General features: G+C 69.3%; 7 protein-coding genes. 1 reads left to right on the top strand and 6 read right to left on the bottom strand.

Annotated features, from left to right (window positions below):
• The coding region (locus tag L995_RS18290) for a L,D-transpeptidase family protein (RefSeq protein ID WP_047472896.1) at positions 1-1,100 on the top strand (1,100 nt) is incomplete at its 5' end.
• A gap of 12 nt (positions 1,101-1,112) precedes the next feature.
• Here the strand turns inward: L995_RS18290 and L995_RS18285 are convergent.
• The 6 genes from L995_RS18285 to L995_RS18260 form a co-directional block, all read right to left on the bottom strand.
• Positions 1,113-1,502: a hypothetical protein gene (locus L995_RS18285; RefSeq protein ID WP_016449810.1), complete on the bottom strand. Its 390-nt coding sequence runs from the start codon at positions 1,500-1,502 to the stop codon at positions 1,113-1,115.
• A gap of 193 nt (positions 1,503-1,695) precedes the next feature.
• Positions 1,696-2,748 carry a GntR family transcriptional regulator gene (locus tag L995_RS18280; protein ID WP_016449809.1) on the bottom strand — a complete coding sequence of 351 codons (1,053 nt, stop codon included), beginning with the start codon at positions 2,746-2,748 and terminating at the stop codon, positions 1,696-1,698.
• 63 nt (positions 2,749-2,811) lie between these two features.
• Positions 2,812-4,002, bottom strand: a complete 1,191-nt coding sequence (locus L995_RS18275; RefSeq protein ID WP_047472897.1) for an ABC transporter substrate-binding protein — start codon at positions 4,000-4,002, stop codon at positions 2,812-2,814.
• A 13-nt stretch (positions 4,003-4,015) separates the two neighbouring features.
• Positions 4,016-5,059, bottom strand: coding sequence for a CobW family GTP-binding protein (locus L995_RS18270; protein WP_047472895.1), 1,044 nt, complete (start codon positions 5,057-5,059; stop codon positions 4,016-4,018).
• Positions 5,056-5,349 (bottom strand): hypothetical protein, encoded by a 294-nt coding sequence (locus L995_RS18265; RefSeq protein ID WP_016449806.1) that lies wholly within the window; start codon positions 5,347-5,349, stop codon positions 5,056-5,058. Before L995_RS18265 ends, L995_RS18270 begins: the two co-directional genes overlap by 4 nt.
• 182 nt (positions 5,350-5,531) lie before the next feature.
• The coding region (locus L995_RS18260; RefSeq protein WP_047472894.1) for an SDR family oxidoreductase at positions 5,532-5,938 on the bottom strand (407 nt) is incomplete at its 5' end.

Below are 5,938 nucleotides of genomic sequence, written 5' to 3'. Positions count from 1 at the left end.
CCGCCGAAGTCCCCAATTTCCGCGCAGCCCAGCTGGTGTATGCAGACCTGCTGCGCTTCAAGACCGGCCGTGCCGGCGAGGTGCTGGCGGGCACGCCCGTGGCTGCGTCCGCCGCTCCCAGCCATCCGGGCCAGGGCGTGCTGGTGCGGCACAACCTGTCCGTGGGCAGCGTCACACGGCTGGAGGGTCCGGCCAGTCCCGCGCAGGCCCAGCTGCAGGATCTGCAAAACGAACTCAAGCGCCGCCTGCAGGCGGACAGCGGCGCGCCGCCTGCGGGTTCCGTTCCCGGCGAGTTTTTGATGCTGGGCGCATCCGTGCGGCATGCCATTGCCATCGACGCCAGCAAGTCGCGGCTGTACCTGTTCGCCCATGAGGCAGGCGGTCTGCGGCTGCTGGGGGACTTCTATGTCTCCGTGGGCAAGCTGGGCACCGACAAATGGCAGGAAGGCGACCAGCGCACGCCGCTGGGCATCTACTTCGTGGGCCGCCACATCCCCGGGCCCCGTCTGCCGGAGTTCTATGGCAAGGGTGCGCTCACGGTGAACTTTCCCAATGACTGGGACAAGGCCGTGGGCCGCTCGGGCAGCGGCATCTGGCTGCATGGCTCGCCGCCCGACCAGTTCTCGCGGGCGCCCGAGGCCAGCGATGGCTGCCTGGTGCTGGCCAACCCCGATCTCACCTTGCTCATGCAGACCGTGGACCGGCAGACGCCGGTGCTGATCCGCGAAAAGCTGCAATGGGTGGCCCCCAAGGCCCAGGCCCAGCAGAAGGCGGCAGACGCCTTCGTGCGCGTCATCGACGACTGGAAGAGCGCCTGGAACGGTGCGGACCCGCGCAAGCTGGCCGCCCTCTACGCGCCCGACCTGCTGCAGTCGCCGGCCTCGCGCACATCACAGGAGCGGCTGGCCGCCTACCTCAACCGCCCCGGCGTGACGCTGCAGGACCTGTCCATCTATTCCTGGAAGGACGCCAAGGGCGAGATCCGCGTGGTCAACCTGCGCGCCAGCAGCAAGTCCTTTGCCGAGGGCCTGCCGCTGCGCCAGTACTGGCGCAAGACGGGCGGGCGCTGGCAGCTTTTCTCCGAGGACGTGATGGGCTGAGCCCGGCGCAGCTCAGGTGTTCTCGTTGTGGCGGTTGCTGTCGAAGCGGCGCTCCGCATCGAACAGATGCTGTATCAGCACATGCGAGGTCATGTTCACGCCGATGCCGCCAATCATGGCCGGCAGCAGGTACAGCGCCGTGGACAGCTCGGAGACGAAGAGGGTGTTGTCGGACAGCGAAGGCGTCGCCTTGGCCGCCGAGGCCAGGCTTTGCAGCAGGTAGACATCCACCCCCGCCATGGCCACCAGGGCCAGCCCGAACAGCAGCACCGTGGTGCGCGAGATGCTGCGCTTGGCCAGCAGGGCGGCGTAGATGGCGCAGGGAAGAACGACCGAGAAAACCACCAGGCTCCAGAATCTGGCTTCGGTGAAGACGGTGGTGCTGATGCGCAGGGCATTCATCGGTGCGGTCTTTCGGTGCGGTCCTTCGGTACCTGTGGGTTCCTGCGGTTCCCTGTCGGCCGCCCAATATGCCGCGCTTGCGTAAACGCCCGGTGAACCCGGCGCAAACCGGTGGTTGCACATGCAACCAGGCGCACCGGTCGCAGTCTTGTCCGCTTCGGCCCTGCCTGGCCCGATGCCGTCCCTCAGGGGGTCACGACTGCCGCACCAGATAGGCCGGCAGCTGCGCCTCGGGCAGCACGGACAGGACCTTGAGCTGCAGCTGGGCGCGCTTGCGTGCCTGGGCCAGGTAGTCCTGCAGCGCCTGCGCGGCCCGCTCGTACTCACCATCCCACAGGGCGTCGATGACCTGGCGGCAGTTCTCGAGCAGGGGTGGGTTGGGCGACTGCGGGAACATGCGGTCAAAGGTGCTGTGGATCAGCCACGGCATCTGGCACTGCTGCAGCATGCCCACCAGCTTGTGGTTGGGATGCCGTGCCAGCAAGGCGCCGTGCAGGTGCTGCTCCAGCCGCAAAAGCTCCTGCGCTTGCGGTGCGGCGGGGGCGTGCAGGCGGCGGCGCAGGTCTGCGAGCATGTCCCTGTCCAGGCGCGGGCCGCTTTCGCGCAGCGCCGCGGGCGCCAGCAGCGCCAGCAGCTCGAAGTCCTGGTTCACCGCGCGTGCCGTCAACGCCGCCACGCGCCAGGAGGCATAGGTGCTCTTGTCCACCAGTCCCCGGTCCACGAGCCGGCTCAGCACCTCGCGCAGGGCCACGCGGTTCACGTTGAAGTGCTCCATGGCCGCGCTTTCGTCGATCTGGAAGCGCCCGAAGATCATGGCGATGGAGATGGTCTGCTCCAGCTCGTCGTGGATGCGCTCGCTTTCCGAGGGGATGTGGATGGTGGCGTTGCCCTCCTCCAGGCCCAGGGCCCGCGCGTCCAGCGGCAGGCGCTGGGGCTGCACGGCCTGCCCGGGCCGGGCCACCAGGTAGCCGCGTCCGTCGAAGGTGCACAGCAGCCCTTCGGCATGCAGCAGCTCGAAGGCCTTGCGCACGGGTATGCGGCTGGTGCCGAAGACCTTGGCCACCGGCCCCTCCAGCAGCACCAGGCCGGGCTCGATCCGCTGCTCGACGATGGCCCCGCGCAGGCGCTGGCGTATCAGTTCATAGCGCAGCCGGCGTTCGCCGGGATCGCCGGATTCACCGGATTCGCCGGGGCCTGCTTCCTCGTCGCGGGCAAGCTGCGTGGGTGCTGGGGTGGCTCTTGTCATTCCTGCTTCATCTGCATGTACCTGTGCACCGGCCAACGCAAAGGGGGCCGGTATCCGGCAGGACTATAAGGGGCGGGCGCGGCGCAGCAGCGTGGCCCATTGGCGCACCAGGTAGTTGTGCTCGTCCATGACGGTGTTCCAGACGGCGATGTGGCCCAGGCGCTGCTCGTAGGAGCCGCCGTCGCGCACGCTGCCGCGCGGGATCAAGATCTGTCCGTAGGTGCCCCGCAGGTCCTCGGCGGCAGGCAGGCCGGCGTACCAGTAGTCCCATTCGCTGGCGCGCAGGTGCTCGCGGCTGCGCAGCGGGTTGGAGATGTAGTAGCCCTGCCGTGCCATCGCCGCACCGGGCCAGCCGGACTGCCACCAGTTCAGGTAGCGGTAGGCGGCATCCAGCGTGTCGCCCCTGGCCTGGCTGGAGATGCCCAGGCCGCCGTACCAGGCCCGGTAGCCTTCGCGCGGGCAGGCCAGCCGGTAGTCCAGCCCCGCCGAGCGGTAGTGGGCGATGGCCGGCGACCAGTGGCTTTGTATGGCGACGCCGGCATCGATCATCAGCCGCGCCGCATCGGCGTAGTTGCCCCAGAAGCCCCGGAACTGCTCCGATTCCTGCCGCTGCAGCAGCAGGGCCATCATCTGGTCGATCTCCTCCAGTCCCAGGTTGCTGATGTCGCCAAAACGCATGTCGCCGCCGGCCTGCAGGGCCAGGGCCGCATCCAGCGCGCCGATGGCCGCATCCGCCTGCAGGGCCGCACGGCCACGGCAGGCGGGAGACAGCAGCCACGACCAGCTCTCCTCGGTCTGCGCGAACAGCTCCGGCACGGCGGCGGGCAGGTAGACGAAGCTGTCGGCGTTGTGCGTCAGCGGCAGCATGCTGATGCGCGATGCGGGCGTTTCGCCCAGGGTGCCATCGGCCTGCACGTACAGGCGCATGGCCGGGTTGCAGCCCGCGCCCAGGGCCGCCTGCGGCGTGATGCGCCCGGTCTTGGGCAGGGCGTTGACCTCGTCCCAATGCGCCAGCCTGCCGATGTCTATGGGTTGCAGCGCCCCTGTCGGCCACAGGCAGTCCAGGCTGTGGAACCATTGGTCGTAGAGATCGAAGCTGTCCTGGCGCATGACGGCCTGGCGCTGCGCGTCGAAGCCGTCGAGCACCTCGAAGCGGATGCGCAGACCCAGGTCCTGCTCGGCGCGGCGGCGCATGGCCTCGGTCAGCGTCACCGAGGTGCCCAGTACCCGCAGTTCAGGCATGTTCTTGCGCATGGGGTGTTCCTTGTCAATGGAAGGCGGCCGGGCCGGGTGCGGCGCCGGGCTGCGCCCCATTGTCCTGCGCGAAGAAACGCTGGAACGACTGCCAGGAGTCGGCCACCTGCTGCCCGTTGAGCCCCGAGGCGATGAAGACCAGGCGCGAGCGGCCGTCGCCACCGGGCCATTCGGCCAGATGCTCGGGCGCATGCATCAGATGGCCCATGCCGTGCAGCACCGTCGGCTGCCCCTGCGGCCATCCTTCGGCGGCCACGGCCACGAGCCCCTTGAGCCGCAGCACCCGCTCGCCATGGCGGTGCAGCAGCCAGGTCAGCCACAGCGTCAGCGCACACCAGTCCACGGGGCCGTCGAGTTCCAGGCAGAAGGCCTGGATGCTGCCGTGCGGCTCCTGGCCCTTGCGGCTGCGAGGCGTGCCTGCAATGGCGCGTGCCAGCCAATTGCTCTCCTGCACGGGCTGCTCCTGCCAGGCCGGCAGCGCCTGGCGGCTGTTGCCGAGCACGGCCAGCGGATTGAGCCTGGCAAGCTGCGCGCGCAGCGCCTCGGCGTCCTGCGGCCGGGCCAGGTCGGTCTTGCTCAGGTACAGCCGGTCGGCGGCGGCGACCTGGGCCTGCCATTCAGGCCGCTGCGCATGCGTGGCCGCGTGCAGGGCATCGACCACGGTGGCGACATGGGCGGGCCTGAAGACCTGGCGCAATTGCGCATCCCCAATGAGGGTGGCGATCACCGGGCCGGGCGCGGCAAGGCCCGTGGTTTCGATCAGCACGCGCTGGAACGCAGGCAGCTCGCCGCGCTCGCGGCGCTGGTGCAGCCGCCACAGCGCCTCCTTGAGTTCGCCGCGGATGGCGCAGCAGATGCAGCCGTTGTCCAGCAGCACCGTGTCGGCGTCGATGCGGCCCACCAGCAGATGGTCCAGCCCCACGGCGCCGAATTCGTTGATCAGCACGGCGGTCTCGGCAGCGGGAGAGTCCTGCAGCCATTGCCTGAGCAGCGTGGTCTTGCCGCTGCCCAGAGAGCCCGTGAGCACACCCACGGGCAGGCGTGCATCGCCGGTCATGGCGCCTGCTCCGGTTGCGGCCAGGGCATGGCCAGCGGATCCAGCTCGCGGGCCAGCAGCCGCTCGGCCGCAGGCCACAACGCACCGAAGTCGGGCACCAGAACGCTGGCGCCCGTAGGCCCCTGCAGCAGGTAGGACTGGCCGTGGAAGTCGCTGAGCCGCAGCCGCCACAGCGCCAGCAGCCGGTTGGCGCGCGCAATCTGAATCAGCCGCTGGCGGCGCCCGGCCGATCCGGCCGGCGCCTGGCTCCAGTGGCCGGAGCCCTGCAGCAAACCGCACATTCCACACATGACAGAAAACCTTTCGGTTGCGAATGGAGCCGCCTGCGAAACTGGCGCAGCCAAAGAGCAGAGACACCGAGGAAGGGCCTATGCCGGCCGCGCCGCCCCGCACCGAGGGTGTCGCCGGCTGCCCGTACGCCCCCCTCCGAAGAGAGGGGGAAGGCGCGAAGCGACTCAGGGGGTGCTTCTTTTCACGGCATGACATCGCCGGAATTGGGCCCCAGCGTCTGCCCCACATACAGATTGCCGCCGGGGTCGGAGGCCAGCAGCACGGCCGTGGGAGCCACCTCGTCGGCGCGGCCGAAGCGGCCCAGCGGCAGGCTGGCCTCCTTGGCGCGTTTCCAGTCCGCGCTGATGCCGTCGACCAGCGGCGTGGCGATGGGGCCGGGGGCAATGGCATTGACCAGGACATTGTCGGGTGCCACTTCCAGTGCCAGCGACTTGGTGAAGCCGATCACGCCGGCCTTGGCCGCCGCATAGTGGCTCAGCTCCACGCCGCCCTTGATGCCCAGCTGCGAGGCGATGCTGATGATGCGTCCCCAGCGCTGGGCCTGCATGTGCGGCACTGCGCGCCGCGCGCACAGGAAGACGCTGCGCA

Source organism: Delftia sp. ZNC0008, assembly GCF_000799035.1.
Classification (GTDB): Bacteria; Pseudomonadota; Gammaproteobacteria; order Burkholderiales; family Burkholderiaceae_C; genus Comamonas; species Comamonas tsuruhatensis.
Note: the sequence above shows the minus strand (reverse complement) of the source record. Positions and strands in the feature narration are given on the sequence as shown.